Here is a 25034-nt window from a genome sequence, read left to right on the forward strand (position 1 = left end):
TCCCCCTTGGGGGACTGCAAGAGCCGGGCCCCGCTACGCAACATCCATCCGCAGGTCCGTCTTCATGTGTCTCGGGCGTGTCCCATGTCCTCGCCCCGGGTGCTGTTCGATTGCGCAAGTCATGCCGCCTTTGCCCGTATGACTAAACAACATCGAGGAGCTCCCAGATGACGCTGTCCCGTCTTACGTCCATTTCCGCCGCCGCCGTGCTGTTCGCCGCCGGCGCCGCCGCCGCGCAAGCGGAAACCGTGAAGATCGCCATCGCTGGTCCGATGAGCGGCTCGGTCGCCCAATACGGCGACATGGTGAAGGCCGGCGCGCTGACCGCGATCGAACAGGTCAACGCGGCCGGCGGTGCGGGCGGCAACAAGTTCGAAGTCGTGCAGATGGACGACGCATGCGAACCGAAGCAGGCCGTCGCCGTCGCCAACAAGATCGTCAGCCAGAAGATCAAGTACGTGATCGGTCACGTGTGCTCGGGTTCGACGATCCCCGCATCCGACATCTACGAAAACGAAGGCATCGTGATGGTCACGCCGTCGGCCACCGCGCCGCAGCTGACGGAAGGCAAGAAGCGCCACTTCATCTTCCGCACGATCGGCCGCGACGACCAGCAAGGCCCGGCCGCCGCGCACTACATCATCAACAACGTGAAGCCGAAGAAGGTCGCGGTCCTGCACGACAAGCAGTCGTACGGCCAGGGCATCGCGTCGTCGGTGAAGAAGGACCTCGAAGCCGCGAAGATCCCGGTCGTGCTGTTCGAAGGCATCAACGCCGGCGATTCGGACTACTCGGCGATCATCACGAAGCTGAAGTCGCAAGGCGTCGATTTCGTCTACTTCGGCGGCTACCACCCGGAAATGGGTCTGCTGATGCGCCAGGCGCGCGAGCAGGGCGTGAAGGCCACGTTCATGGGGCCTGAAGGCGTGGGCAACAAGGACGTGACGGCAATCGCCGGCCCGGCTTCGGAAGGCATGCTGGTCACGCTGCCGGCCGACTTCTCGGCCGACCCGGCCAACGCGGCGCTCGTGAAGGCGTTCGCCGACAAGAAGCGCGACCCGAACGGCCCGTTCCAGATGCCGTCGTACGCAGCGGTGAAGATCATCGCCGACGCGATCGCCGGCGCGAAGACGACCGACCCGACGAAGGTCGCCGCGTACATGCACAAGACGACGTTCGACACGCCGATCGGCAAGGTCGCGTATGACGCCCAGGGCGACCTGAAGGCGTTCAAGTTCGTCGTCTACACGTGGCACAAGGACGCGACGAAGACCGCCGCCAAGTAACAACGGAGTATCCGCCCGCGCACCCGCTCTGCCCGTAACCCGGGCGGAGCGCGTGCGCATTTGGCCGTTCCGCGGCCGACGGGCGGCCCGAGACGACACCGTGCGTTGCGCGCGGCCGAACGCCGTGATCCGGCGACGGCACGCGACCCAGCGCCAACGGGAGCTTCCCGCACATGACTGACTTCTTTCCTCAATTCGCCCAGCAGCTGGTCAACGGCCTGACGCTGGGTGCGATCTATGCGCTGATCGCCATCGGCTATTCGATGGTCTACGGCATCATCGGCATGATCAACTTCGCCCACGGCGAGATCTACATGATCGGCGCCTACGTGGGCCTCGTGACCCTCACCGCCATCGGCATCTCCGCCGGCTATCCGCTGCCGCTCGTGCTCGGCGCCGCGCTGATCGTGTCGGTGATCGTCACCGGCCTGTACGGCTTCGCGGTCGAGCGCGTCGCGTATCGCCCGCTGCGCGGCGGCCCGCGCCTCGTGCCGCTGATCTCCGCGATCGGCATGTCGATCTTCCTGCAGAACTACGTGCAGATTGGCCAGGGCGCGCGCGACGTGTCCGTGCCGGTGCTGATCTCCGGCGCATTCGACATCCACCTCGGCGGCGACTACGACGTGACGATTCCGTATGCGCGTCTGTTGATCGTCTGCGTGACGATCGTGCTGATGATCGGGCTGACGCTGTTCATCTCGCATTCGCGGATGGGCCGTGCCTGCCGCGCATGCGCTGAAGACATGAAGATGGCGAACCTGCTCGGCATCGACACGAACCGCGTGATCTCGTTCACGTTCGTGCTCGGCGCGATGCTGGCGGCCGTCGGCGGCGTGCTGATCGGGCTGACGATCGGCAAGCTGAATCCGTACATCGGGTTCGTCGCGGGCATCAAGGCGTTCACCGCCGCGGTGCTGGGCGGGATCGGCAGCATCCCGGGCGCGATGCTCGGCGGCGTGTTGCTGGGCCTCGCCGAAACCTTCGCCGCAGGCTACATGCCGGCCGAGTACAAGGACGTCGTCGCGTTCGGCCTGCTCGTGCTGATCCTGCTCTTCCGTCCGACCGGCCTGCTCGGCAAGTCGGACATCGAAAAGGTTTGAGGGAGACGCAGATGAGTCAAGTCATTTCCGTTCGCCGCCCGGCCGCCGACGCTTCGGTCGGCCAGGCGCTGAAGAATGCCGCGGCCGCCGCGCTGCTGACGGCGATCCTCACGATTCCGGTGCTCGGCCTGCAGTTGAAGCTCGACGGCTATCAGGTCGTGCTGGCGCCGCACTGGCGTCCGGTGTGGATCGCGGTCGCGGCCGTGTTTCTGTTCCAGTTGTTCAAGCCGTGGCTCGTGCGCGCGAAATCCGTCGTGAAGCTGCCGGCGATGCCCGCGATGGGCGCGCAGCAGCAGCGCGCGATCATCTGGGTACTGCTCGCGGTCGGCCTCGTGTGGCCGTTCTTCGGTTCGCGCGGTGCCGTGGACGTCGCGACGCTCGCGCTGATCTACGTGATCCTCGGCCTCGGGCTGAACATCGTGGTCGGTTTCGCGGGGCTGCTCGATCTCGGCTATGTCGGGTTCTACGCGGTCGGCGGCTATACGTACGCGATGCTGAACCAGTATTTCGGGCTGTCGTTCTGGGAGTGCCTGCCGATCGCGGCGATCGCCTCGGCGACGTTCGGCTTCCTGCTCGGCTTCCCGGTGTTGCGTCTGCGCGGCGACTATCTCGCGATCGTCACGCTCGGCTTCGGCGAAATCATCCGCCTGCTCGCCAACAACCTGACGAGCCTCACGGGTGGCCCGGACGGCATCTCGAGCATTCCGAAGCCGACGGTGTTCGGCTTCGAGATGGCGCGCTCGGCGAGCGTCGAGGGCGCGAAGACTTTCCATGAACTGATCGGGCTGGAATACAGCGGCGAGCACATGGTGATCTTCCTGTACCTGATCGCGCTGGTGCTGGTCGGCTTCACGCTGTTCGTGACGAGCCGCCTGATCCGCATGCCGATGGGTCGTGCGTGGGAAGCGCTGCGCGACGACGAGATCGCATGCCGTTCGCTGGGCCTGAACCCGACGCGCATCAAGCTGTCGGCGTTCACGCTCGGCGCGGCGTTCGCGGGCATCGGCGGCGCGTTCTTCGCCGCGCGTCAGGGCCTCGTGAATCCTGAATCGTTCACCTTCATCGAATCGGCGCTGATCCTCGCGATCGTCGTGCTCGGCGGGATGGGTTCGCAGCTCGGCGTGATTCTCGCGGCGATCCTGCTGACCGTGCTGCCGGAAGTCGCGCGCGGCTTCGCCGAGTACCGGATGCTGATCTTCGGTCTGGTGATGGTGTTGATGATGATGTGGCGTCCGCAGGGCCTGCTGCCCGCGAGCCGTCCCCACGTGGAGCTGCCGCAATGAGCGCGAATACGGAACTGTTGAAGGTCGCCGGGCTGCAGATGCGCTTCGGCGGGTTGCTCGCGGTGGACGGTATCGATTTCGACGTGCGCCGCAACGAGGTGTTCGCGATCATCGGGCCGAACGGCGCGGGCAAGACCACGGTGTTCAACTGCGTCGGCGGCTTCTACAAGCCGACCGGCGGCGACGTCGTGCTCGACGGCCACGCGATCGCCGGGTTGCCGAGCCACAAGATCGCGTTGAAGGGTCTCGTGCGCACGTTCCAGAACATCCGCCTGTTCAAGTCGCTGACGGTCGTCGAGAACCTGCTCGTCGCGCAGCATCGCAAGGTGAAGTCGGGGATGCTGCACGGCCTGTTCGCGACGCCCGCGTATCGCCGCGCGGAGAAGGAAGCGCTCGAACGCGCGGCCGTATGGCTCGACCGGATGGGGCTGACGGCGGTCGCCAACCGGCAGGCCGGCACGCTGTCGTACGGGCACCAGCGGCGCCTGGAGATCGCGCGCTGCATGATCACCGAGCCGCGCCTGTTGATGCTCGACGAGCCGGCGGCCGGTCTCAACCCGCAGGAGAAGATCGAGCTGCAGCACCTGATCGACAAGCTGCGCCACGAGTTCGGCGTGTCGGTGCTGCTGATCGAACACGACATGAGCCTCGTGATGGGCGTGTCGGACCGCATCCTCGTGATGGAGCACGGCCGGCCGATCGTGATCGGCACGCCGGAAGCGGTTCGCAACGACCCGCGCGTGATCAAGGCGTATCTGGGGGAAGAGTGATGCTGAAGCTGGAACAGGTCCATACGCACTACGGCGCGGTCGAGGCGCTCGCGGGCGTGTCGATCGAGGTGAACAAGGGCGAGATCGTCACGCTGATCGGCAGCAACGGCGCCGGCAAGACGACGCTGATGATGACCGTGTGCGGCACGCCGCGCGCATCGTCGGGCCGCGTGCTGTTCGAGGGCAACGACATCACCGCGATGTCGACGCACCAGATCATGCGGCAGGGGATGGCGATCTCGCCGGAAGGGCGGCGCGTGTTCCCGAGCCTGACGGTGCTCGAAAACCTGAAGATGGGCGGTTTTTTCGCGAGCCGTCACGAGATCGACGACGGCATCGAGCACGTCTTCAAGCTGTTTCCGCGCCTGAAGGAGCGCGCGGCGCAGCGGGCTGGCACGATGTCGGGCGGCGAGCAGCAGATGCTCGCGATCGGCCGCGCGCTGATGAGCAAGCCGCGCTTGCTGCTGCTCGATGAGCCGACGCTCGGTCTCGCGCCGCTCGTGATCGCGCAGATCTTCGACATCATCCGGACGATTCGCGACGAAGGCGTCACGGTGTTTCTCGTCGAGCAGAACGCGAACAAGGCGCTCGGCGTGGCCGATCGCGGCTACGTGCTCGAAACGGGGCGCGTGGTGCTCGCCGATACGGGCGCGAACCTGCTCGCGAACGACCGGATCAAGCAGGCGTATCTCGGCGGTTGATGCTGGATGCCGCCGGCCTGCAACGGGCCGGCGGCACGTGGTTCCGCTGACGCCGACGGGCGGCCCGCTTACAGCGCACGCGTGATCGCCTGTTCCAGTAGCGACAGCCCGAGATCGATTTCCGCTTCGCTGACCGTCAGCGGCGGCGCGATCCGGAACACGCCGCCCATGCCGGGCAACTGCACGATGTTCATGCTGAGCCCGAGGTTCATGCACTCGCGCGTGATCTTCGCGCCGAGCCCGTCCGCCGGTTCCTTTGTCTTCCTATCCTTGACGATCTCGACGCCGAGCAGCAACCCGCGTCCGCGCACGTCGCCGATGCAGTCGAAGCGTTCCATCAGATCGAGCAGCCCGCGCCGGAGCCGGTCGCCCATCACGTTCGCCCGCTGGACGAGGCCGTCGCGCTGCACCACGTCGAGCACGCGCAGGCCGACCGCCGCCGGCAGCGGGTCCGACACGTGCGTCGTGTAGAACAGGTAGCCGAGTTCGTGCGCGCGTTCCTCGATCCGCGCGGACGTGACGACGGCCGCGAGCGGCAGCCCCGCGCCGAGCGTCTTCGACAGCGTGAGGATGTCGGGCGTCACGCCGTCGCGCTGGCACGCGAACATCGTTCCGGTGCGCCCGACACCGGTTTGCGCTTCGTCGAGGATCAGCAGCATCCCGCGCTCCTCGCACTTGCGCTTGAGCGCCGCCATGTAGCCTTCCGGCAGTTCGATGATGCCGCCCGAACTGAGAATCGGCTCCGCGATGAACGCGGCGAGGTTGCCGCTCGACTGGCGATCGATCAGGTCGAATGCGTAGTCGAGTTCGGCGAGCGGATCGTAGGCGCCGTTGCGCTCGAAGCGCGGCCGGTACGTGAACGGCGCCGGAATCGCGAACGAACCGACAGTGGCGGGGCCGACGCCCTTGCGGCCGGCGCTGTACGTGGCGGACGCCGCCGCGCCCGTCATCCCGTGCCACGACTGCGCGAAGGCGACGATCTCGTGCTTGCCGGTGACGAGCTTCGCCATTCGGATCGCCGCTTCGTTTGATTCCGCACCGGTGCTCAGCAGCAGCGCGCGATCGAGCCCGGGCGGCGTGATGTCGGCGAGGCGCGTCGCGAGATCGACAACGGGGCGCGACAGCATTCCACTGAACAGGTGATCGAGCTTGCCCGCGTATTCGACGATGACGGAAACGATCTCCGGATGGCTGTGCCCGAGCACAGCGCTCATCTGCCCCGACGTGAAATCGAGGATCGCGCGGCCGTCGGCGTCGTAGACGAAGCTGCCTTGTGCGCGCTCGATGATCATCGGCTCGAACGTGCCGCCGTAGCGGATCAGGTGCTGCCTGGCGTTGTGCCAGAAGATTGCGTCGTCGTTCAGGGACATCGGGCTTCTCCGGACAAGGGCCAGGGAACGCTTGCAGTCTAGGCGCCGGTCTGGTTTTATGGAAACGAATAGTGTTTATGCAAGGTAGAAAAGGAGCTAATACCTTGGGACGTTCGCTCGACATAGACCTGCTACGCTCGTTCGTCGTCATCGCGGAGGTGCGCTCGCTGAGCCGCGCGGCGGCGCGGGTCGGCCGCACGCAATCCGCGCTCAGCCAGCAGATGCGGCGGCTCGAGGAGAGCGTCGACCAGCCGTTGTTCCAGCGCACCGGCCGCGGCGTGGTGCTGACGCATCCCGGCGAGCGGCTGCTCGTGCATGCGCAGCGCATCCTGCGGCAGCACGACGAGGCGATGGCCGACCTGTGCGGCACCGGGTTGTCGGGCACGATCCGGTTCGGCTGTCCGGACGATTACGCGGCCGTGTTCCTGCCATCACTGCTGCGACAGTTTTCGAGCCAGCATCCGCAGGCGATCGTTGAAGTCGTGTGCGGGCCGACGCCGCGGCTGCTCGAACAACTCGACAAGCGGGCGGTCGACCTCGCGATGATCTCGATGCCGGACGACGATTCGAGCGACGATTTCATCCGCTGCGAGCAACTGGTCTGGATAGGGTATCCAGGTCTCGATGCCGCACAGTTCGATCCGTTGCCGCTCGCACTGTCCGATCCCGATACGCTCGATCACATCGCGGCCTGCGACGCGTTGCAGCGAGCGGGCCGCGATTATCGTGTCGCGTATGCGAGCAGCAGCCTCGCGGGGCTGACCGCGCTGGTGCGTTCAGGGCAGGCATTCGCGGTGATGACGCAGACGGCGGTGCCGGCCGATCTGGCGATTCTGGCCGGCGATCGCGGGCTGCCGCCGTTGCCGGCGGTGGGTATTACGCTGCGGTTCGACGGGAAGCGGCCGGCGCATCTGACGGCGACGTTTGCGGAGCATATCCGGGCGGTCTTGCCGGTGCTGTGACGCGAAGTCGTCGCGCCGGCAACGCCGGCATCGACGCGATCTTTCACAGACGCGCGTCCGGCAACCATGCCGACTCTGTCCGACGGTGATGTCGCGTTGTTCGAGGCGCCGACGTTTGTCATCCATCTGACCGAGCGCTTCGTCGCGGATCGCCGAAGCAATAAAAAAACCCGCGAAGCCATGCGCTGTCGCGGGTTTTTATAGATGCATGAAACACGGAAAAACCGTATCTGGTGCCGACGGCGAGACTCGAACTCGCACAGCTTTCGCCACTACCCCCTCAAGATAGCGTGTCTACCAATTTCACCACGTCGGCACTGCAAGGGGCCGAATTGTAGCGTTACATTGCGCGTTTGTGAAGGGGGTGTGACACGGCGAGCGGAGACCCGAATGCGATCCCGGTAGAATTCGGGCGATCGGTCCGACGACCATCGCCATGGCTACCCGTTTTCCACCGTGACCACCACCCTCGAACAACTGCAGGCCGGCCAGCTGTCGGGCGCCCGGCAACTCAAGCTCGCGTGCGGGCTGACCGAATTTCCGCGCGAGATCTTCGATCTGGCGGACACGCTCGAAGTGCTCGACCTGTCCGGCAATGCGCTGTCGGCGCTGCCGGACGACCTGTCGCGGCTGCATCGCCTGCGCATCCTGTTCGCGTCCGGCAATCGCTTCACCAAATTTCCGGACGTGCTCGGCACGTGCGCCCAGCTCGACATGATCGGCTTCAAGGCGAACCGGATCCACACGGTGCCGCGCGGGTCGCTGCCGCGCGCGCTGCGCTGGCTGATCCTGACCGACAACGAAATCGATGAGCTACCCGCCGGGATCGGCGATTGTGCGCGCTTGCAGAAGCTGATGCTCGCGGGTAACCGGCTGCGCGCGTTGCCGCCCGAAATGGCCGCGTGCCGTGCGCTCGAACTGGTGCGGCTGTCGGCGAACCGGCTCGACGCGCTGCCGGATTGGCTGTTGCGCCTGCCGCGCCTCGCGTGGCTCGCGTCCGCGGGCAATCCGTTCGGCGCCGCGCCGGAAGCAGCGGCGTCGGCCGAGCCGGGCGTCGCGGACATCGACTGGACGTCGCTCGCGTTCGAACAGAAGCTCGGCGAAGGCGCATCGGGTGTCATTTATCGTGCGCAGTGGCGGGCGGACGGCCAGGTGCCGCGCGCGGTCGCGGTCAAGCTGTTCAAGGGGGCCGTGACGAGCGACGGCCTGCCCGATTGCGAAATGGCCGCGTGCCTGCACGCCGGGCGTCATCCGAACATGATTCCGGTGATCGGCAAGGTGCACGGCCATCCGGAGGGCACGCACGGCCTCGTGATGGAACTGGTCGATCCGGCGCTGACGAACCTCGCCGGGCCGCCGAGCTTCGCGTCCTGCACGCGCGATGTATATGGGGCCGATGCGCGATTCGCGCCGGCCGAGGCATCGCGGATCGCGCGCGGCATCGCGTCGGTTGCAGCGCATCTGCACGCGCGCGGCATCATGCACGGCGACCTGTACGCGCACAACATCCTGCACGACGGCAAGGGCGGCGCGCTGCTCGGTGATTTCGGCGCGGCGTCGGTCTACGACGTGAACGACCGCGTGCGCGCGGCACGGCTCGAACGGCTGGAAGTCAGGGCGTTCGGCTATCTGCTCGGCGAGTTGCTGGCGCGATGCGAGCCGCGTGCGTGGGAAGGTTCGCATGCGCTCGACGCGCTGGCGGCCGCCTGCTTGAACGAGGAGATCGACGCGCGGCCGTCGTTCGGCGAGATTGCGGCCGTGCTGGCCGCATCGAAGGGCTGACGGTTCCGCCGGTGCCATGGCACCGGCCGTCACCGCAGGAATGTTTACGCCTGCCGCGCAGTCAGCAGCTTGATCCCGAGGCCGACGAACAGCAGCCCGCTGGCACGCTTGGCCGCGCGTACCCACGGGCCGACACCGATGCCGCGATGGAGCCGGCGCACACCGAACGAATAGACGCTGTGCACGACGACGACGGTGCATGCGATCGTCACGTACATCACGACGAACTGCATCGCGAGCGGGCGACCATGTGCAATGAACTGCGGCATGAACGCCGACAGGAAGATCATCGTCTTCGGGTTGCTGCCCGACACGAATAGCGCCTCGCGGAACAGCTTCCTGCGGTCGGGCTCGACGATCGCGGCCCGGCCGTCGGGCGAGCGCGCGTTGCGGTCGCCGCGCAGTTGCCGGATGCCCAAAAAGATCAGGTACGCGGCGCCGACGACCTTCATCGCGATGAACAGCGGCGGCATCGCGGCCAGCACCGCGCCGACACCGAACGCGACGAGCATGACCACCGCGCCTTGCGCGACGAGGTTGCCCGCGATCGTCGCGGCGGTGCCGCGCGAGCCGTAGCGCACCGTGTTGCGGATGACGAGCAGCACGTTGGGGCCCGGCGACAGCGTCGTCGCGAGATAGGCAGCGGCAAACAGCATCCAGGTCTGAATCGACATGCGTTGCTCCGAGAGGCGGTTCCGGCGGTCGGGATGAAGCGATGATGCCACGCCAAAATGACGTGGCGCGCCGCCGGAACCGGCGCGGCGCGTCAGCGTGCGTCGCGCACGCAGTATGCGGCGATCGACGACGGCGAATCGATCGCGGACGGTCGCGTCATCCACGCGATCCACGCCGCCCATAACCCGCAGGCGATCAGCACGGCGACGTTCAGCGGCGTCCGGTAGCGGACGATCAGGCTGGCCAGCGGCACGCGTTCCTTGCTCATGTGCATCTCCTTCGGTCGTTGCGGATGCGGCGTTACTGGCCGGAGTAGGAAGGCGCTTTCGCGTCGCAGGTCACGGACACCGTCGCGCCGTCGGCGAAATGCAACCGGAACGGCACCTTCGCGCCGGGCGCGACGGGCTGGCGCGGTTCCTCCAGCATCACGTGATAGCCCTTCGGCCTGAACGTCACCGAGCCGTGCGCGGGCACGTCGACCGCTTCGACGTGAACCATCTTCGCGGTGCTGCCGGCCGTCTGCGTTTCGTGCATCATCGCCATCCCGAACGCGGGCGTATCGACGCCCGTGAGCGTGACGGGCTTGTCGCCGTCGTTCTTCAGCGTGAAATAACCGGACGACGGCACCGTCGCCGGCATCGTGCGGATCCAGCATGCATCGGCCTGGACGGCCGATGCGGCGAACGTGGCGGGCACCTGCAGCGCCAGCAGTGCAAACAGCAGGCTGGTCGGAATCGAGCGTTTCATCGAGTGTGTTCCTGATCGGGTAGGGAAAGTCGCCGCGCGGGCATCGTGCGCGTTATTTCACCGTGAACGTGTAGCGGCCCTGCGTGCGGTGCCCGTCGCTCGCCACCGCAACCCATGCGACCGTGTACGTACCAGGCGTCAGGTTCGCCAGCGCCACATGCATCCGCTTCCGGTTGCCGGCGTCGATGAGGGATTTCCCGTCGGCGACCGATTGTCCGTGGCTGTCGGTGACGGCGATCGAACTGAATGCGGGTTCGAGCGTTTCGCTGAAGTCGATCGTGACCGCGTGCGGCGCGCTCGACAGCGCGGCGTCGGCGGCCGGTTCCAGGTTTTTCGGGTGTGCGTGCGCGTGAGCGGCCTGGGCGACGACGAAGCCGAGTGCGACGAGTGCGCCGCGGACGAAAGCAGTGGTTTTCATGACGGGATGATCCGGTTGGAAATGACAAGGAGAACGATGCATTCGACGAACGGCCGCGCGTTCGTGCACGCGCAACCGCCGGAGGCGGGTGAGCGCACGCACGGCGCGACGCCGCGAGCGATACGGTCGAACATGAGATCGTCCTGCGAAACGTGACACGGCATGCACGCGCAGCGCGCGTGCGGACGGCGTGATGCGCGATGGCATCACACGCGGTGACGACGAATCAGGACGCGAACGGCGGCGCGCGCGGTTGCGCGGCCGTAAGCGGCTGCGTGCGGCGCAGGCTTTCGAAGCGGGTTGCTTCGCGATGCCGGAGCGGTTGGAAGTTGGCCGCGAACGTCAGTTCGGGCGCGGGCAGGGCGGGTGTATGGGCGAGCAGGCTGCAATAGCCGCAAGCCTGCAGATGGGCCTGCAGGCTTTTCGACGACGCATCGCCGGCATGGTTGCCGCCCGCCGGCTCGGCCGTGCAGTAGCCGGCAAGCAGCGAATCGACGCGGTCTTGCGTCGTCAGCGCTTGCGAGATCGTCGGCGCGAGCGCCGTCATCAGGATGGCGAGCATCCCGATCAGACTGACGATCTTCCGGAAACGACGACTCAGCATGCGATGCGCGGGGCGGCGTATGAACGACGATGGAGCGGATTATGCCACGCACCCGCCGCGAGGGCATGCGGGCACGCGGATTCCGGGAATGATGCGCGGCACGCTTACGCGTGCTTCGCGAGATATTTCGTGATCAGCATCATCTGTGCGGCCCAGCCCTGATCGTTCATCTCGCGTGCCTTCGCGCGACGCGTTGCGATCAACTGGTCGAAACCCGTTTCGGTGATCGTCAGCAGCGTGCCGCCGTTCGCTTCGGCGAGTGCGAACGTGACGAGTGTCATCGGCTCGGACGCGTAATCGATGTTCGGATCGATCGCGAACGGGTGCCAGCGAAAGGAAAACAGTTGCTTCGGCTCGACGCGATCGACGACGATTTCGAACACGGTGCCGGCATACGGCTCCTGTGCCTTGGCGACGTCGTCGTCGACGCGCGTCGGCGTGATGCGGCCGAACAGCGGCCGGTCGGCGACGAACGGTCCGTCGAACGTCACGCCGAACCAGGTGCCGAATTCCCCGGCATTGCTGACGGCTTCCCAGACGCGCGCCAGAGGCGCGGCGAGCAAGGCTTGTTTCTCGATGCGATCGGTGGACTGGGTCATCGCGTTCTCCTGGCGGGCATGCTTGATGCGGGACGGCGCACGGCCGCGCGCCGCGTTCAGTCGATCATCACCGCGTCGGGCACGTCGAGCACGACATCCGAGGTTGCGACGGCCACGCACGGCAGCGTATAGCCGTCGGCCTTTTCCTCGCGGCTCAGACCCGGCCATTCGATCGTATAGCGTACGCTGCCGCTGACGATCCTGCACAGGCAGCTTCGGCACGTGCCGTTGCGGCACGAGCGCGGCAGCCGGACGTGCGCGAACGCGGCGGCCTCGAGGAGCGTCAGCGAATCGGGGGCGTCGAACGTCGCGCCGAGCGGCTCGATGCGTACGAGAGGCGGGTGGTCGGGATCGGTCATGGGGCGAAGCGGGCGGCGGCGCGGCGGTAACACAAGGCAAGCGCCAAGCATACCCGAAGGCGGTGCGGCCGGCGCCCGTCGGGCAGCCGGCCCGGGACGTCAGTGTCGGCGCAGGTAGCGGTACACGGTATTGCGCGCGAGTCCGAGCTCCCGTGCGGCGGCCGATACGTTGCCGCCGTGGCGCGCGAGCACAGCGTCGATCACCGCGGCCTGGTGGCTCTGCAGTGTCGTTGCTTCGCGCGTGTCGGACGGCGCGGCCTCCGCCGCGGGCGCGTCGTCGCAGTCGAGCCAGAAATCGTCGGGCAGGTGCGCGAGCGTGATTTCGGCTTCATCTTCGGCGAGCATGCCGGCCGTGCGCAGCACATTGGTCATTTGCCGCAGGTTGCCGGGCCAGCGGTGCCGCATGAACGCGTCGAGCACGTCGGTCGCGAGGCGGTTCGGCATCGGCTCGCTGCGACCGAGCCGCGCGAGGATCCGCTCGACCAGTGCCGGCAGGTCGGTACGCGCGGCGAGCGGCGGCAGCGTGACGGCAAGGCCGTTGATCCGGTAGAACAGGTCTTCGCGGAACGTGCCTTCGGCGATCATCGCACGCAGGTCGCGGTGGGTCGCGCAGACCACGCGCACGTCAACCGGCACCGCGCGTGCGCCGCCGAGCGGCATCACCGCGCGCTCCTGCAGCACGCGCATCAGCCTGACCTGCTGCGCGAGCGGCATGTCGCCGATTTCGTCGAGAAACAGCGTGCCGCCGTCGGCCTGCGCGATCTTGCCGGGGCTGCCGCGCTTGCGCGCACCGGTGAAGGCGCCGTCCTCGTAGCCGAACAGTTCGGCCTCGATCAGCGAATCCGGCAGCGCCGCGCAGTTGACCGCGACGAACGGGCCGTCCGCGCGCGGCGAGGCCTGGTGCAGCGCACGCGCGAGCCATTCCTTGCCGGTGCCGGTCTGGCCGAGGATCAGCAACGGCAGGTCGCGCCCACGAATCTTCGCGACGCGTTCGAGCACGGCGGCCATCCGCGCATCGCCGGTGTCGAGCGTCGCGAACGTGATCGCGTCGGGGTCCGGCGCCCGTGTGCGCGCGGCGGGCGCGGGTGGCGTGACGGCGACGGCCGTCTTGTGCGCTTCCGCGAATTCGCAGCGCGCGAGCACGCGCACGCCGGTCGACAGCGTGAGGCGGAACGGTGCGCCGGGTGCGCGGGCCGCCTGCTGCGCGAGCTGTCCGAAATGCATGCCGAACAGCGCATCGCAGCCTTGATGCTGCAACGCATCGAAGGTCGCGCCGAGCTGGAATTGCGCGCTGCGGTTCGCGGCGATCAGCCCGCCGTCGGGGCCGAACGCGACGAGCCCGGCGAACAGCGAGTCGACGCAATCCTCGTGGGCGTGGAAGCGCAGCCGCAATGCTTCCGCGCACTGGTTCGCGAACAGATGGTTCTCGATCAACTGCGCGGACATCCGCACGAGCGCGAGCGTATGGGGGCTGAAGCCGCGCGGGTCGCCGCTCACGTCGAGCGTGCCGAGCGTGCGGCCGAACGGGTCGATGATCGGCGCGCACGAGCAGGTGAGGATATGGTTCGCGCGCAGGAAGTGTTCGGACCCGTGCACGGCGACCGCCTGGCCCGATGCGAGCGCGGTGCCGATCGCGTTGGTGCCGCGTGCGCCTTCGGCCCACGACACGCCGGTGCACAGCGCGACGCGGTTTGCTTTTTCGATGAAGTCCGCGTCGCCGATGCTGTGCAGGATCACGCCGTCGGCGTCGGTGAGCAGCACGAGGCTTTGCGTGTCGGCGATCTGCGCGTGGAGGTTCTCCATCACCGGGCGCGCGTGCGCGAACAAGGCGTGGTTCGTGTCGAGCAGTTCGCGCAGCGCGAGCCTCGACAGCGGCGAGAAATCGGGGCGCTCGTTTGCGCGCAGGCCGACCGCGGTCGAACGGGCATGCGCCTGCGCAAGCAGGTCGTTGCGGCCCGCGGTGGCGGGCAGCACGAAAGGTTGAGGCATGTCTTGTCTCCTGTCGGCCCCAGTTAGCGCTTTAGCGCTTACTGGGGCCCCATGCTTCGCGGTCGGCCGGAGTTAGCGCTTTAGCGCTTACTGAAGCCGCATGCTTCGCGGTCGACCCCAGCTCACGCTTTGCACCGCACCATCCGCCACTCGGGCCGCCGCCATCGATATCGCCTCATCATACAAGCGCCGCGCGCGTTGTGCGACTGCGTACAAAACCCCCTTGCTTTTAAGCGTCCGCCTGCAATGATGAAAGTGGAGCACGCACGCGCCGTGTTCCGCATCGCAACATGCATGCGACGTGACATGCATCCGTTCGGGAGACCCATCATGGTTCGGACGGAACTGAGAGTCGTGTTGGCGGCCATCGCCACTTTCATCATGCTGGGCGGCATCGCCGTCGCGATCCACGGTCTGCTGTTCGACCTGAGCGATGCGGTGCAATACGGGGCCGCCGCGATCGCGGTAGGTGCCACGACCGCCGCGATCGCACTGAACATCTGGCCCACCGATCCCCACTGACGCCGCTCGGAAAAACGGTGCCGGATGTCGCGCTGGTCTGATGAAAAAGCGCGTCGGAACGACGCACATCGTAAATTTTGCCTCCTGCGCGAAACCGTCTACAGTGGAATGCAACCGGCACGCGTTGTCCGCGCCATACCCCCGTGGATCTGCCTCTGCCGGCGAGCCCGCGTAAATTTTCGTCCGGCCGGTAGCGGACGACGGACGCGGTCATTTGCTTTCTACCGGACAAGGCGGCTCCCATGCAGATCCATTTCACGAATGAGAAGCCCGAATATTCGGGGCGCGACCTGATGCTTGGTTTCACGGCGCTGGTCAATGGCGAGCGCGTCCAATGTCAGATCACCGCCGAGGCGCTGGAGGATCATTTCGGTGCGGCATCGCCGCGCTTCGAGGACATGGTCGGTGCGTACGATCAGCACCGCGAGCGTATCGAGGCGGCCGCACGGCGGTTGCTGTCCGAGACGCGCGCGCAATGCGTGACGCTGCGCAGCGGCTACGTGCGCTTCTACGAGGCGAACTGGCGCTGAACCGGACGACCGGGCAGCGACGGAGCGGGCGTCGGATACCGGCGCCCGTGTCATATCGGCGCATGCTCGTCCTGTAGTGCACCCGCGCGGGACGATGCCCGGCACGATTCGAGCGTCTTGCCGCGCGCTGGCGTGCGCGCGTTCCCACGTTCCGTTTCGCTCAATCCGCGCCGCTCAGCACGTACGCGTCGCCGGTTGCGCCGTTCGCGCGCGCGATGCGTGCGAAGCCCGTGTCGGCGAGGTGCATTCCCGCAATCAGCAAGTTATCCGAAGCGACTTCGGCGAGCGTGGCCGCGCGCGTCGACGATGCCTGCGACGGATCGTGATCGAACGCGATCGACACGTCGGGGCGAGCAACTTGAATCGGCGCGAAATGCACGAGATCGCCCCAGATCAGCAGGCGCTCGCCGAGCGATTCGACGCGATAGCCGGTGTGGCCGGGCGTGTGCCCCGGCAGCGGCACTGCGACGATGCCGGGCAGCACGTCGCCTGCCGCTTCGATGGTGCGTAGCTGCGCGCGATACACGTCGAACGTGCGCCGCGCGATCCGGAAATTGCCGCGTGCGCGCTCGCTTGCCCGCTCGTACATGCCGTCGTCCAGCCAGAACGCGCGTTCCCGTTCGTGAATGAACACCTCCGCTTGCGGAAAGGCCGGCTGTCCGTCCGTGTCGAGCAGGCCGCCGATGTGGTCCGGATGTGCGTGCGTCAGCAGGACCGTGTCGATATCGCGTGCATCGATGCCGGCTCGCGACAGCGACGGACGCAGCAAGCCGCCCCAGTTCCGGATGCCGCCGGCGCCGGTGTCGACGAGCACGGTGCGCCCGTTCCCGCGTATGACATAGCAGTTGATGTTGACGTCGGACGGCGCGTGTATGCCGGCCCTGTGCATGATGCCGATCGCGTCGTCGACGTCGATGTTCGACAGCAGGTCGAGGACGGCCGTCAGCGTGCCGTCGCTGATCGCGGTCACCGTGAAATCGCCGACCTGGCGACGCGGGAAAGAAGGGCGGGGAACGGGGGCGCTCATGGATCAATGTCGGGCGTGAAGGTGGGTGGTGTCGTAGCCGAAGCAGCGGATCCGTGCGACGAATCCGGTGTGGCGAAGAATCTCGTGATCCAGTTCCGTCATGAACCGGTCCATCAGTTCAGTGGTGCGAAATGATGTGATACGAAAGCGGATCTCCGCGCTGACCGGAAGTCCGCAGCCGTGCCGGACCGGCACGTATAAGACATGGACCGTGCCGGGTGCGGCGCTCAACACATCGGTGCAAAGCCTGTCGCAGGCCGACGACAACGCGTCGAGCGCCGCGCTGGTCGGCATGCTCGCTTCGGGGATCAAAATCGTGACGCTGGGCATGGTCGGGTTCCGGTCAGCATGCGGTTGCCGACGTCGTCGTGCTCACGAGTCGGTCACCCATCGGCGCATAGAGCCGGATCGCGGCATCGGACGCGAGCCGAGCCTGATCGTGCGCGAGGACGGCCAGCCAGCGTGCCGCCGGCCGGCGATCCAGCGCGACTGCATGCATGGCCGTGGCTGCAATACCTGCTCGCGCGAACGGGGCGAGGTCGTCGCAAACGGCCAGCCATTGATGGCCGGAGACGGCCGGCGCGGGTGCCGCGCAGTCGTATACGTTGCGGCGCCACTCGACGATGTGCGGCTGCCAGCGCGCGAAATTGCCGCCGCCCTTGTCGCGATACTCGGCCGACGTCAGCACGTCCGGGCCGTCGATCGTATGCAGCGCGAGGTAGACGGGGCCGTCGTCGCCGAGCGCGTGAAAGCGTTGCGACGTGCGAAAGCCGGATACGGAAATCAGCGCCGGCAGTTTGATCCGGCTGTAGAAGTCGTTCCATTCGGCTTCGACGGCGGGCTCGGCGATGCTGCATTCAACGGCATAGATCATGACTTCTCCACGTGGGGCGAGCGGCCTTCGGAATCGAACGGCTGGCTCGACGGGTTGAGTTTTTGTCATGATAATGAGCGGCACGACGGGAGAAAAACGATGATTCGTCACCGTTCAATGACATTTGATCAAGCCATGACCGACGGCGGTCGGACCGGGAGCAATCGTGACGCGACGCAGGATTCCGAGCAATTCGGCATTGATGGCATTCGAGGCCGCGGCGCGGCATGGAAGCTTCGCGCGCGCCGCCGACGAACTGGCGTTGACGGAAGGCGCGATCAGCCGGCAGATCGGCCGGCTGGAGACGTTCCTGGGCGTCGCGCTGTTCGAGCGGGTCGGCAACCGCGTGCGGTTGGCGCCGAACGGCGTGCGCTACGCGGCGCAGGTTCGCGAAGTGCTGGACCGGCTCGAGCGCGACAGCCAGTACATGATGGGGCAGCCCGGCGACGGCGGCAGCGTCGATATCGCCGTGACGCCGACATTCGCGACGCGCTGGCTGATTCCGCGGCTCAAGGAATTCCAGACGCAGCATCCGAACATCACGGTGCACTTCGCCGATCGCGCGGAGCCGTTCGTGCTGGCCGGCAGCGGTTTCGATGCGGCGATTCACTTCGAACATCCGGCCTGGGCCGGCATGCACACGTACCGGTTGTGCGAGGAGGTGCTGGTGCCGGTCTGCCATCCGTCGCTGCTCGCGGGCGGGCAGCCGGACATGTTGCTGGGCACGCTGCCGCGCCTGCACAAGCGCCAGACGCCCGATGCGTGGTCGGCGTACGTGCAGGAAACGGGGTTGCCGGTGAGCAATCCGGCCGCCGGCGCACGCTACGACCTTTACTCGATGCTGATCGCGGCGGCGCTGGCCGGGCTCGGCGTCGCGCTGGTGCCGCGTCTCTATGTCGACGCCGAGATCGCGCAAGGGTTGCTCGCGGCGCCGTGGCCCGACGGGCGGGGCGTGGTCAAGCGCTTCTGTCTCGTGTTGCCCGATGCGCTGGAACTGGGCGAAGGGCCGCTGCAGACCTTCGCGCGCTGGGTGCTCCGGCAGGCGGAAGCTTGACCGGCGCTCACTCGCTCCACGCGCGTAGCCAAATCGAGAACACAACAAAAACGCCACCCGAAGGTGGCGTTTTCATTTCATCTTGCAGCTCACGGGGGCGCGCGTGCGTCACTCGCTGCCGAGATAGAAGAAGCGGAACAGGAACACGGCCGCGATGATCCACACGATCGGCTTGACCGTGCGGGCCTGGCCCGTCAGCAGTTTCAGGCCGCCGTACGCGATGAAGCCGAACGCGACGCCGTTCGCGATCGAGTAAGTGAACGGCATCAGCAGCGCGGTCAGTGCGGCCGGCACGGCTTCGGTCGCGTCGTCCCACGGCACGTCGACCATCTCGCGCAGCATCAGGCACGACACGTACAGCAGTGCCGGTGCCGTGGCGTAGGCCGGCACGACGCCGGCGAGCGGCGCGATGAACAGGCACGCGAGGAACAGCACGGCGACGGTGATCGCCGTCACGCCCGTGCGGCCGCCGGCCTGCACACCCGACGCGCTTTCGATATACGCGGTGGTCGACGACGTGCCGAGCACCGAGCCCGCGACGATCGCGGTGCTGTCGGCGAGCAGCGCCTTGTTCAGGCGGTTCATCTTGCCTTCGACGAGCAGGCCCGCGCGGTTCGCGACGCCCATCAGCGTGCCGGTCGCGTCGAACAGTTCGACGAGGAAGAACACGAGGATCACGTTGATGATGCCGGTCGACAGCGCGGCACCGATGTCGAGCTTGAACAGCGTCGCGTCGATCGACGGCGGCGCGGAGAACACGCCGTGGAACTGGTTGTCGCCGAAGAAGAACGACAGGATCGTGACGCCGATGATGCCGATCAGGATTGCGCCGCGCACGCGCAGGTGGTCGAGCGTGACGATCGTGAAGAAGCCGATGATCGCGAGGATCGTGTCGTGCTTGTGCAGGTCGCCGAGCGTGACGAGCGTGGCCGGGCTGCCGACGATCACGCCCGAGGTTTTCAGCGAGATGATGCCGAGGAACAGGCCGATGCCGGCGGTGATCGAGATGCGCAGCGATTTCGGAATGCCGTTGACGATCGCCTCGCGCACGCGGAACAGCGTGACGAGCAGGAACAGGCAGCCGGAGATGAACACGGCGCCGAGCGCGGCCTGCCACGTGAAGCCCATCCCCTTGACGACCGTATACGCGAAATACGCGTTCAGGCCCATGCCGGGCGCGCAGGCGATCGGGTAGTTCGCGTACAGCCCCATGATGATCGACGCCAGCGCCGCGACGAGGCAGGTCGCGACGAACACGGATTCCTTGGGCATGCCGGCATCACCGAGGATCGCAGGGTTGACGAAGATGATGTAGGCCATCGTCAGGAACGTGGTGACGCCCGCGAGTATTTCGGTGCGGAAGTCGGTGCCGGCTTCGTCGAAGCCGAAATACCGCTTGATGGATTCCATGAAGGCGTTTCTCCGGTCGGGTTGTCGTGTTGCTTGTTGTTTATGCCGAATTGTTGTAAGGCAGCGCGAGGCCGGCCTACTGTAACCAGCCACTATTGCGACGCTATCGGCGGATTGTAATAGCGCGGATAGCTCGGACGATATAGTTGCGGGGCACGATCGGCAGCGTTCGCGCGAACGGTCGGACAGGCCGGCCGCGCGACGAAGGCGCGCATTTTACCGGTTCGGACGAGGCGGGCAGGTAGAAACGATGGAAACGATTCGATGGCGGGCGGGGACGTGTGGGCCGATGCGGGCGCAACGGCATGATCGACACGCAGCGTGCGGCCGCCACGCGACGGCATGCGATGGTACGCGACTGCAACGGCACGCCCGCAAGAGGGGCCAACACAGGACGGACGCAACGCGCGCGCGCATGACCGGCGCGGGTGCGCGGCGGCGCGCAGCGGCCATTCGTCAGTCCAGGCGGTTGCAGATATCGGGCTATCCTGCGCCGAAGCCGTCGCGTCCGCAACTGTCATTTCGCGGTGCGGGCCGGACTGTGGTTTCTGTGTAAAAGATTGCAAGACGTCATCGCGTTAACCGGCAAGTCTTTCTAGGATAGATACACCGCGCACACACGTCGGCCAGTCGTTGCCGACGCGGGGGAGTCGCAGTCCGTGCAGGCCAGGCGGTGAAGCGCGGTGACGGTCGTTGCGCATTCGGGCAGGCGCGACCGGTTGCGATTGCCCGATGCGGGTTCGTCCGTCATCACGGAGGTCAGCATGTTGAACTGGATCAGCCGTTGGGCGATGCGGCACGCCCCCACGCCGGAAAAAACCGCTGCGTCGATGCTCGTGACGGCGCGCATGGAACTGTTCGCAGCCGAACAGCGCGTCATCGATGCGAAATTACAGGCGGATTACTGGCGTACGCGGGTGTCATTTCTCGAGGAGGTGCAAAAGCAAGGCATCGACCCGTGGGTGACCTCGCAGGCGGCGCAACGCCCCGACCTCGATTCCACGCCTCGCAGCACGGGCCCGCGTCTCGCCGCCAGCACCTGATGCACGTGATGCATGTCAGGGTTGCGCACGGCGCGCGATCGCTCGCGGCACGCACGTGCGTGCCGCGTCATTCGATGCGCACCTGCGACGCCTTGCGTCGCGGGTGCGTCCGTTTCCGGATGCGCTGATTCAGTGCGTCCCGGCATTCCGTCGCGCGCGAGCGCGCATCGTCAATCCCGTCTTCGCCATCGTCCGACGAGCAAACGTTGCATTCGCGTGAGCGTGCGTCTCAGCCGTTCGCCACGCTTCACGTACGCCGTCGTGATCGATGCCTCGGCCGGCCGGTCGTCATCGGTGCCGAGCCAGATGCGATCGCCGCGCGCGATGCGCAGCACGTCGCCGGGTTGTACCCAGTAGTCGTCGACGCTCGGCGGCCGCGTGATCCACAGCGGCGCGCCGTGCGCGCGGATTTCCGCATCGCTCGGCGCGCGCCAGGTCAGCGTCGTGCGCGGCGCGACCGCGAAACGGATCACGACGGTCGGTAACGCGATCGCGCCGGCGCGGCGCGAATCGGGACGGTCGAACAACGGGCTTGCCTGGTCCATCGTCTTCTCCATTCGTTGAGCCGGACGGATGACGCGCACCAGAACAAAAAGGCCTCATCCGTTTCCGGTGAGGCCTTGTGTGACATGCGGTACTGCTCGGATGCTAACGCACAAGCGCCTCCCGTGATCCATTCTTTCGAATGTTCACCGGGCAATGATTCGCGATGGCGATGAGCTTGAACGTAGGCATGCGAACGAGTTTGTCGATGTCGTACGGCGTTGTCAACGACAATTTTCGAGATATGTGGCGATCACGCGTCGCGCTGGGCGAGGCCGTTGACGAGCAGTTCGGACAGCAGGCCCGTCATCCCGTTCGGATGCGTGGCGGCGCGTGCCTTCAGCTGTTCGACGAGGTCGGCGTTGAGCTTGCACGCGAACGGCACGAGGCCCTGCTCCTGGTCGAGCTTGCGCTGCGCGCGGCGGTCGAGCTTCGCCGCGTCCTCGGCGCCCTTGCCGAAGCGGGCGGAGCCGGACTGCTTCATCGCGTGCGTCAGCTTGAGCGCCTTGTTCTTTTCTAGATCGGTTTTCTTCATGGCCATCGCGGCACCTCCGGGAAATGAAGCCGCGATTGTACGCATTTCGGCCGGCGCCCCCATCGAAACCGCCGCGAACACCGCTTGCGGACCCGGTCACGCGCCCTTCGTCGTGCCCCAGTTGCCGCCGTGCGCGGCCGCCTGCGCGGCCGGCGAGCGCGCCAGATACGCGAGCGCTTGCTCGGTCGAGCCTTCGTGGTGCGGCGTATAGCCCGGCCGGAAATAGCGCAGCGCCGCGCCGATCACCTTCCAGAACGACGGCAGGTGCCCGCGCCGCGAACCCTTCCACCACGACAGCACGAATCCCGGATAACGGCCGGCGGCGGGATCTCGCCGGTACATGAATTTCGCGCCGCTCGTGATGAAGTAGAGCAGCAGCACGATCACGAACGCCATGTGCACGCAGCGTTCCGGATAGTTGCCGCCCATGTGGTTGTAGATGTCGAACGCGACGGTCCGGTGTTCGACTTCCTCCGCGCCGTGCCAGCGCAGCAGGTCGACCATCGTTGGGTCGGCGCGGCCTTCGTCGAGCCCGTGCGCGTTGAGCACCCAGTTGCCGAGATAGCCGAAGAAATGTTCGAGCGACGCGATCACCGCGAGCTGCTGACGCAGCCAGAAGCGCGTGTGGCCGATCTTCAGCCCGAACGGCGCTTCGCCCAGCACGCGCGTGAACAGCCAGTTCAGTTTCTGCGTGAACGGCTTCGTGTCGATCCCGTGCCGCTCGTAGTAATGCTTGAGCACGCCGCCGTGCGAGCGCGAATGCACGGCTTCCTGGCGCAGGAAGCCTTCGGCTTCGTCGCGCAGGCGCGCATCGGTGATGTTCGGCAGCGCCTTGTTGTACACGCGGCAGAACCACAGTTCGCCTTCCGGGAACAGCAGGTTCAGCGTGTTGATGATGTGCGTGCTGCCCGGGTCGTTCGGCACCCAGGTGATCGGCGTGTCGCTGAAGTCGAACTTCACGTGCCGGGCCTTGATCTTGTGATAGTCGGCGGTAGCGGTCATCTGTGTCTCCGTTCCTGTGCGGCGCGCCGCGCCGTCAATGCGATGCCATGCTGACGCGGGCGAGCATCCGGCCGAGCCACGGCATGAAGCGGCCGACGAAGCGCAGCGCGTGCGCCTCGGTGCCCACGGCCACGACCGGCCGGTTACGCAGCACGCCGTCGACCATCGCCTGCGCGACGGTTTCCGGCTTCAGGCCGCGCATCTGGTACAGCTTCGTCGCGCGTTTGCGCAGCCGCGCCTCGTCCTGTGCGTTGGCGCCCGCGTATTGCGTCGACGCCATGATTCCGGTTTCCGCGAAGCCGGGGCAGACGGCCGTCACGCCGATGCCTTTTTCCGCGAGTTCCGCGCGCATGCATTCGCTGAGCATCAGCACGGCGGCCTTCGTCGTCGCGTACGCAGGCAGGTCGCGCGACGGCCCGAACGCGGCGGCCGACGCGGTGTTGACGATGTGGCCGCCCGTGCCGCGTGCGGCCATCTGCTGCGCGAACAGCCGCGAGCCGTGGATCACGCCCCACAGGTTCACGTGCAGGATGCGCTCCCAGTGCCGTTCGCTCGTGTCGAGAATGCCGCCGGCCATGCCGATGCCCGCGTTGTTGATCACGACGTCGGCGCCGCCGAGTTCGCTGCCGACCCATGCCGCGAGCGCTTCCATCTCGTCGGCGGAGCCGACGTCCACGCGTTTCGCATGCGCCTGCGCGCCGGTCAGCCCGAGCAGCAGCGCGGTGCGCTCGGCGCTCGCGAGATCGATGTCGCACGCGACGACGGTCGCACCTTCGCGGGCGAATGCGAGCGCCGCGCAGCGGCCGATGCCGCTGCCCGCGCCGGTGACGACCGCGACCTTGCCGCTGAAGCGGCCGCTGGTCGCGCGGCGGCGTGCGTTTGCGAGCGCGGGCGGCTCGTCGCCCGATTCGACTGCGTCGATCAACTGTTCGGCGAGGCCCGCGAAGCGCGCGGGATCGGCGAGCGGCAGCCAGTGGCCGGCCGCGACTTCGCGGCGGTAATACTGCGGCACCCAGCGCGACAGGTTCTCGGACAGCGCCGGGCTCACGTACTTGTCGCCGAGCGGCACGATCGTCTGCACCGGCGCGTGCGCGTAGCGCTCGCGCGGCGCGAACAGGCAGCGGATGAAGTTCGCGCGATAGAGGCGCACGCCGCGCGCGCCGTCGTCGGCCTGCGTCGGGCGCGGCGTGGCGGGGGTCTTCTCGACCCGTCGCAACAGGCCCGGCCATGCGCGGCCGAGCCACAGCCGCCAGCCGAGCTCGGGGATAAACGGCAGATGGAACAGATACACGTACCACGAGCGCACGAGCTGCCCGCCGAGCCTGGCCAACGACGCGGGCGTCGGATGCAGCACGCGTTCGCGCAGCCAGAAGCCGACGTGGTCGAGGCACGGCCCCGAGCACGACGTATACGATGCGATGCGGCCGGCGAGCCGCGGATCCGTGACGAACTCCCAGCCCTGGATCGAGCCCCAGTCGTGCGCGATCAGGTGCACCGCGCGGCCGGGGCAGAGCGCGTCGATCACCGCGATGAAGTCGTCGGTCAGCTTCGCGAGGTGGTAATCGGCCGTGCGCTTCGGCGCGCCTGACAGGCCCGCGCCGCGCACGTCGTAGGCGATCACGTAGTGCTTGCGCGCGAGCAGCGGCGCGACGTGCTGCCAGACGCTGCTGTCGTCGGGGTAGCCGTGCACGAGCACGACCGGCGAGCGGGCCGGGTCGCCCCAGGTCCTGACCGCGAGCGTCAGGTCGCCGGAGGCGACGGCCGTCTCGCTGTGAACCGATTCGAACAGGGCCAGCGGCGCTTCATCGGAAAGAGGCTGCATCGTGAGTCCGTCGTTCAGGGATTCGGT

29 protein-coding genes and 1 tRNA gene are annotated in these 25034 nt (G+C 66.9%); 11 read left to right on the forward strand and 19 right to left on the reverse strand.

What is annotated here, in order from left to right; genetic code table 11:
* The first annotated feature begins 167 nt into the window (after window positions 1–167).
* The 5 genes from HWX25_RS13640 (at window position 168) to HWX25_RS13660 (ending at window position 5140) form a co-directional block, all read left to right on the forward strand.
* The gene (locus HWX25_RS13640; protein WP_175908818.1) at window positions 168–1286 is read left to right on the forward strand and encodes a branched-chain amino acid ABC transporter substrate-binding protein; all 1119 of its coding nucleotides are present in this window, start codon (window positions 168–170) and stop codon (window positions 1284–1286) included.
* 173 nt (window positions 1287–1459) lie between these two features.
* Entirely contained in the window at window positions 1460–2386 is a 927-nt protein-coding gene (livH, locus tag HWX25_RS13645; RefSeq protein ID WP_175908819.1) for a high-affinity branched-chain amino acid ABC transporter permease LivH, read from the forward strand.
* 11 nt (window positions 2387–2397) lie between these two features.
* Window positions 2398–3669, forward strand: a complete 1272-nt coding sequence (locus HWX25_RS13650; RefSeq protein ID WP_175908820.1) for a high-affinity branched-chain amino acid ABC transporter permease LivM — start codon at window positions 2398–2400, stop codon at window positions 3667–3669.
* Window positions 3666–4439 (forward strand): high-affinity branched-chain amino acid ABC transporter ATP-binding protein LivG, encoded by a 774-nt coding sequence (livG, locus tag HWX25_RS13655; protein WP_175908821.1) that lies wholly within the window; start codon window positions 3666–3668, stop codon window positions 4437–4439. The genes HWX25_RS13650 and livG overlap by 4 nt, the downstream gene beginning before the upstream one ends.
* A complete protein-coding gene (locus tag HWX25_RS13660) occupies window positions 4439–5140 on the forward strand; it encodes an ABC transporter ATP-binding protein (protein WP_006484776.1) in 702 nt (233 codons plus the stop codon). Before livG ends, HWX25_RS13660 begins: the two co-directional genes overlap by 1 nt.
* 68 nt (window positions 5141–5208) lie before the next feature.
* Here HWX25_RS13660 and HWX25_RS13665 read toward each other — a convergent pair whose 3' ends face one another.
* Entirely contained in the window at window positions 5209–6510 is a 1302-nt protein-coding gene (locus HWX25_RS13665; RefSeq protein WP_175908822.1) for an aspartate aminotransferase family protein, read from the reverse strand.
* Between the two features lie 77 nt (window positions 6511–6587).
* Between HWX25_RS13665 and HWX25_RS13670 the strand changes: the two genes are divergently transcribed.
* Window positions 6588–7472, forward strand: a complete 885-nt coding sequence (locus tag HWX25_RS13670; RefSeq protein WP_175908823.1) for a LysR family transcriptional regulator — start codon at window positions 6588–6590, stop codon at window positions 7470–7472.
* Window positions 7473–7703: 231 nt separating this feature from the next.
* On the opposite strand, the gene HWX25_RS13675 is transcribed toward HWX25_RS13670, so the two are convergent.
* Window positions 7704–7788: transfer RNA gene (locus HWX25_RS13675), tRNA-Leu, on the reverse strand.
* A gap of 140 nt (window positions 7789–7928) precedes the next feature.
* Here HWX25_RS13675 and HWX25_RS13680 point away from each other — a divergent pair.
* Window positions 7929–9254 carry a leucine-rich repeat-containing protein kinase family protein gene (locus HWX25_RS13680; RefSeq protein ID WP_175908824.1) on the forward strand — a complete coding sequence of 442 codons (1326 nt, stop codon included), beginning with the start codon at window positions 7929–7931 and terminating at the stop codon, window positions 9252–9254.
* A gap of 44 nt (window positions 9255–9298) precedes the next feature.
* Here HWX25_RS13680 and HWX25_RS13685 read toward each other — a convergent pair whose 3' ends face one another.
* The 9 genes from HWX25_RS13685 to HWX25_RS13725 all read right to left on the reverse strand — a co-directional run bounded on the left by HWX25_RS13685 (window position 9299) and on the right by HWX25_RS13725 (window position 14645).
* Window positions 9299–9928 (reverse strand): LysE family translocator, encoded by a 630-nt coding sequence (locus HWX25_RS13685; RefSeq protein WP_059819495.1) that lies wholly within the window; start codon window positions 9926–9928, stop codon window positions 9299–9301.
* A gap of 92 nt (window positions 9929–10020) precedes the next feature.
* A complete protein-coding gene (locus tag HWX25_RS13690; RefSeq protein WP_175908825.1) occupies window positions 10021–10197 on the reverse strand; it encodes a hypothetical protein in 177 nt (58 codons plus the stop codon).
* A gap of 32 nt (window positions 10198–10229) precedes the next feature.
* Window positions 10230–10676 carry a copper chaperone PCu(A)C gene (locus tag HWX25_RS13695; protein ID WP_175908826.1) on the reverse strand — a complete coding sequence of 149 codons (447 nt, stop codon included), beginning with the start codon at window positions 10674–10676 and terminating at the stop codon, window positions 10230–10232.
* Between the two features lie 52 nt (window positions 10677–10728).
* Complete coding sequence (gene copC, locus HWX25_RS13700; RefSeq protein WP_175908827.1) at window positions 10729–11094, reverse strand: copper homeostasis periplasmic binding protein CopC; 366 nt, start codon at window positions 11092–11094, stop codon at window positions 10729–10731.
* Complete coding sequence (locus HWX25_RS13705; protein ID WP_159085707.1) at window positions 11091–11228, reverse strand: hypothetical protein; 138 nt, start codon at window positions 11226–11228, stop codon at window positions 11091–11093. Before HWX25_RS13705 ends, copC begins: the two co-directional genes overlap by 4 nt.
* A gap of 92 nt (window positions 11229–11320) precedes the next feature.
* Window positions 11321–11698: a DUF2946 domain-containing protein gene (locus HWX25_RS13710; RefSeq protein ID WP_175908828.1), complete on the reverse strand. Its 378-nt coding sequence runs from the start codon at window positions 11696–11698 to the stop codon at window positions 11321–11323.
* 104 nt (window positions 11699–11802) lie between these two features.
* Window positions 11803–12297, reverse strand: coding sequence for an SRPBCC family protein (locus tag HWX25_RS13715; protein ID WP_175908829.1), 495 nt, complete (start codon window positions 12295–12297; stop codon window positions 11803–11805).
* A gap of 56 nt (window positions 12298–12353) precedes the next feature.
* Window positions 12354–12656, reverse strand: a complete 303-nt coding sequence (locus HWX25_RS13720) for a 2Fe-2S iron-sulfur cluster-binding protein (protein WP_059527056.1) — start codon at window positions 12654–12656, stop codon at window positions 12354–12356.
* Window positions 12657–12755: 99 nt separating this feature from the next.
* The gene (locus HWX25_RS13725; protein WP_175908830.1) at window positions 12756–14645 is read right to left on the reverse strand and encodes a sigma-54-dependent Fis family transcriptional regulator; all 1890 of its coding nucleotides are present in this window, start codon (window positions 14643–14645) and stop codon (window positions 12756–12758) included.
* Window positions 14646–14975: 330 nt separating this feature from the next.
* Between HWX25_RS13725 and HWX25_RS13730 the strand changes: the two genes are divergently transcribed.
* Together HWX25_RS13730 and HWX25_RS13735 are read left to right on the forward strand one after the other, a co-directional pair.
* Window positions 14976–15167 (forward strand): DUF2964 family protein, encoded by a 192-nt coding sequence (locus HWX25_RS13730; protein ID WP_059527249.1) that lies wholly within the window; start codon window positions 14976–14978, stop codon window positions 15165–15167.
* A gap of 242 nt (window positions 15168–15409) precedes the next feature.
* Entirely contained in the window at window positions 15410–15697 is a 288-nt protein-coding gene (locus tag HWX25_RS13735; RefSeq protein WP_014898618.1) for a DUF1488 domain-containing protein, read from the forward strand.
* 160 nt (window positions 15698–15857) lie between these two features.
* Here the strand turns inward: HWX25_RS13735 and HWX25_RS13740 are convergent, their stop codons facing one another.
* The 3 genes from HWX25_RS13740 to HWX25_RS13750 are packed head-to-tail and all read right to left on the reverse strand — an operon-like array spanning window position 15858 to window position 17598.
* Window positions 15858–16724: an MBL fold metallo-hydrolase gene (locus tag HWX25_RS13740; protein WP_175908831.1), complete on the reverse strand. Its 867-nt coding sequence runs from the start codon at window positions 16722–16724 to the stop codon at window positions 15858–15860.
* 3 nt (window positions 16725–16727) lie between these two features.
* Window positions 16728–17054, reverse strand: coding sequence for a hypothetical protein (locus HWX25_RS13745; protein WP_175908832.1), 327 nt, complete (start codon window positions 17052–17054; stop codon window positions 16728–16730).
* A 13-nt stretch (window positions 17055–17067) separates the two neighbouring features.
* Window positions 17068–17598: a sugar ABC transporter gene (locus HWX25_RS13750; RefSeq protein WP_175908833.1), complete on the reverse strand. Its 531-nt coding sequence runs from the start codon at window positions 17596–17598 to the stop codon at window positions 17068–17070.
* A 202-nt stretch (window positions 17599–17800) separates the two neighbouring features.
* Between HWX25_RS13750 and HWX25_RS13755 the strand changes: the two genes are divergently transcribed.
* Window positions 17801–18652 (forward strand): LysR substrate-binding domain-containing protein, encoded by an 852-nt coding sequence (locus HWX25_RS13755; RefSeq protein WP_059819487.1) that lies wholly within the window; start codon window positions 17801–17803, stop codon window positions 18650–18652.
* Between the two features lie 108 nt (window positions 18653–18760).
* Here HWX25_RS13755 and HWX25_RS13760 read toward each other — a convergent pair whose 3' ends face one another.
* The gene (locus HWX25_RS13760; RefSeq protein WP_059527038.1) at window positions 18761–20062 is read right to left on the reverse strand and encodes an NCS2 family permease; all 1302 of its coding nucleotides are present in this window, start codon (window positions 20060–20062) and stop codon (window positions 18761–18763) included.
* A gap of 764 nt (window positions 20063–20826) precedes the next feature.
* Here HWX25_RS13760 and HWX25_RS13765 point away from each other — a divergent pair.
* Entirely contained in the window at window positions 20827–21105 is a 279-nt protein-coding gene (locus HWX25_RS13765; RefSeq protein WP_006480752.1) for a hypothetical protein, read from the forward strand.
* A 170-nt stretch (window positions 21106–21275) separates the two neighbouring features.
* On the opposite strand, the gene HWX25_RS13770 is transcribed toward HWX25_RS13765, so the two are convergent.
* From HWX25_RS13770 to HWX25_RS13785, 4 genes are all read right to left on the reverse strand, one after another.
* A complete protein-coding gene (locus HWX25_RS13770) occupies window positions 21276–21650 on the reverse strand; it encodes a DUF2917 domain-containing protein (RefSeq protein ID WP_059819703.1) in 375 nt (124 codons plus the stop codon).
* A gap of 251 nt (window positions 21651–21901) precedes the next feature.
* Complete coding sequence (locus tag HWX25_RS13775; RefSeq protein ID WP_059819486.1) at window positions 21902–22189, reverse strand: hypothetical protein; 288 nt, start codon at window positions 22187–22189, stop codon at window positions 21902–21904.
* A gap of 90 nt (window positions 22190–22279) precedes the next feature.
* Entirely contained in the window at window positions 22280–23185 is a 906-nt protein-coding gene (locus HWX25_RS13780; protein ID WP_175908834.1) for a metal-dependent hydrolase, read from the reverse strand.
* 34 nt (window positions 23186–23219) lie between these two features.
* Window positions 23220–25007 (reverse strand): SDR family oxidoreductase, encoded by a 1788-nt coding sequence (locus HWX25_RS13785; protein WP_175908835.1) that lies wholly within the window; start codon window positions 25005–25007, stop codon window positions 23220–23222.
* Window positions 25008–25034: the final 27 nt, after the last annotated feature.

The organism is Burkholderia sp. BCC1640, assembly GCF_902833125.1.
Classification (GTDB): domain Bacteria; phylum Pseudomonadota; class Gammaproteobacteria; order Burkholderiales; family Burkholderiaceae; genus Burkholderia; species Burkholderia diffusa.

Bases quoted from the DNA above. Each gene is read 5' to 3' on its own strand.
- HWX25_RS13640 (WP_175908818.1), top strand. From the start codon at position 168: ATGACGCTGTCCCGTCTTACGTCCATTTCCGCCGCCGCCGTGCTGTTC.
- livH (WP_175908819.1), top strand. From the start codon at position 1,460: ATGACTGACTTCTTTCCTCAATTCGCCCAGCAGCTGGTCAACGGCCTG.
- HWX25_RS13650 (WP_175908820.1), top strand. From the start codon at position 2,398: ATGAGTCAAGTCATTTCCGTTCGCCGCCCGGCCGCCGACGCTTCGGTC.
- livG (WP_175908821.1), top strand. From the start codon at position 3,666: ATGAGCGCGAATACGGAACTGTTGAAGGTCGCCGGGCTGCAGATGCGC.
- HWX25_RS13660 (WP_006484776.1), top strand. From the start codon at position 4,439: ATGCTGAAGCTGGAACAGGTCCATACGCACTACGGCGCGGTCGAGGCG.
- HWX25_RS13665 (WP_175908822.1), bottom strand. From the start codon at position 6,510: ATGTCCCTGAACGACGACGCAATCTTCTGGCACAACGCCAGGCAGCAC.
- HWX25_RS13670 (WP_175908823.1), top strand. From the start codon at position 6,588: ATGCAAGGTAGAAAAGGAGCTAATACCTTGGGACGTTCGCTCGACATA.
- HWX25_RS13685 (WP_059819495.1), bottom strand. From the start codon at position 9,928: ATGTCGATTCAGACCTGGATGCTGTTTGCCGCTGCCTATCTCGCGACG.
- HWX25_RS13690 (WP_175908825.1), bottom strand. From the start codon at position 10,197: ATGAGCAAGGAACGCGTGCCGCTGGCCAGCCTGATCGTCCGCTACCGG.
- HWX25_RS13695 (WP_175908826.1), bottom strand. From the start codon at position 10,676: ATGAAACGCTCGATTCCGACCAGCCTGCTGTTTGCACTGCTGGCGCTG.
- copC (WP_175908827.1), bottom strand. From the start codon at position 11,094: ATGAAAACCACTGCTTTCGTCCGCGGCGCACTCGTCGCACTCGGCTTC.
- HWX25_RS13705 (WP_159085707.1), bottom strand. From the start codon at position 11,228: ATGTTCGACCGTATCGCTCGCGGCGTCGCGCCGTGCGTGCGCTCACCC.
- HWX25_RS13710 (WP_175908828.1), bottom strand. From the start codon at position 11,698: ATGCTGAGTCGTCGTTTCCGGAAGATCGTCAGTCTGATCGGGATGCTC.
- HWX25_RS13715 (WP_175908829.1), bottom strand. From the start codon at position 12,297: ATGACCCAGTCCACCGATCGCATCGAGAAACAAGCCTTGCTCGCCGCG.
- HWX25_RS13720 (WP_059527056.1), bottom strand. From the start codon at position 12,656: ATGACCGATCCCGACCACCCGCCTCTCGTACGCATCGAGCCGCTCGGC.
- HWX25_RS13725 (WP_175908830.1), bottom strand. From the start codon at position 14,645: ATGCCTCAACCTTTCGTGCTGCCCGCCACCGCGGGCCGCAACGACCTG.
- HWX25_RS13730 (WP_059527249.1), top strand. From the start codon at position 14,976: ATGGTTCGGACGGAACTGAGAGTCGTGTTGGCGGCCATCGCCACTTTC.
- HWX25_RS13735 (WP_014898618.1), top strand. From the start codon at position 15,410: ATGCAGATCCATTTCACGAATGAGAAGCCCGAATATTCGGGGCGCGAC.
- HWX25_RS13740 (WP_175908831.1), bottom strand. From the start codon at position 16,724: ATGAGCGCCCCCGTTCCCCGCCCTTCTTTCCCGCGTCGCCAGGTCGGC.
- HWX25_RS13745 (WP_175908832.1), bottom strand. From the start codon at position 17,054: ATGCCCAGCGTCACGATTTTGATCCCCGAAGCGAGCATGCCGACCAGC.
- HWX25_RS13750 (WP_175908833.1), bottom strand. From the start codon at position 17,598: ATGATCTATGCCGTTGAATGCAGCATCGCCGAGCCCGCCGTCGAAGCC.
- HWX25_RS13755 (WP_059819487.1), top strand. From the start codon at position 17,801: ATGGCATTCGAGGCCGCGGCGCGGCATGGAAGCTTCGCGCGCGCCGCC.
- HWX25_RS13760 (WP_059527038.1), bottom strand. From the start codon at position 20,062: ATGGAATCCATCAAGCGGTATTTCGGCTTCGACGAAGCCGGCACCGAC.
- HWX25_RS13765 (WP_006480752.1), top strand. From the start codon at position 20,827: ATGTTGAACTGGATCAGCCGTTGGGCGATGCGGCACGCCCCCACGCCG.
- HWX25_RS13770 (WP_059819703.1), bottom strand. From the start codon at position 21,650: ATGGACCAGGCAAGCCCGTTGTTCGACCGTCCCGATTCGCGCCGCGCC.
- HWX25_RS13775 (WP_059819486.1), bottom strand. From the start codon at position 22,189: ATGGCCATGAAGAAAACCGATCTAGAAAAGAACAAGGCGCTCAAGCTG.
- HWX25_RS13780 (WP_175908834.1), bottom strand. From the start codon at position 23,185: ATGACCGCTACCGCCGACTATCACAAGATCAAGGCCCGGCACGTGAAG.
- HWX25_RS13785 (WP_175908835.1), bottom strand. From the start codon at position 25,007: ATGCAGCCTCTTTCCGATGAAGCGCCGCTGGCCCTGTTCGAATCGGTT.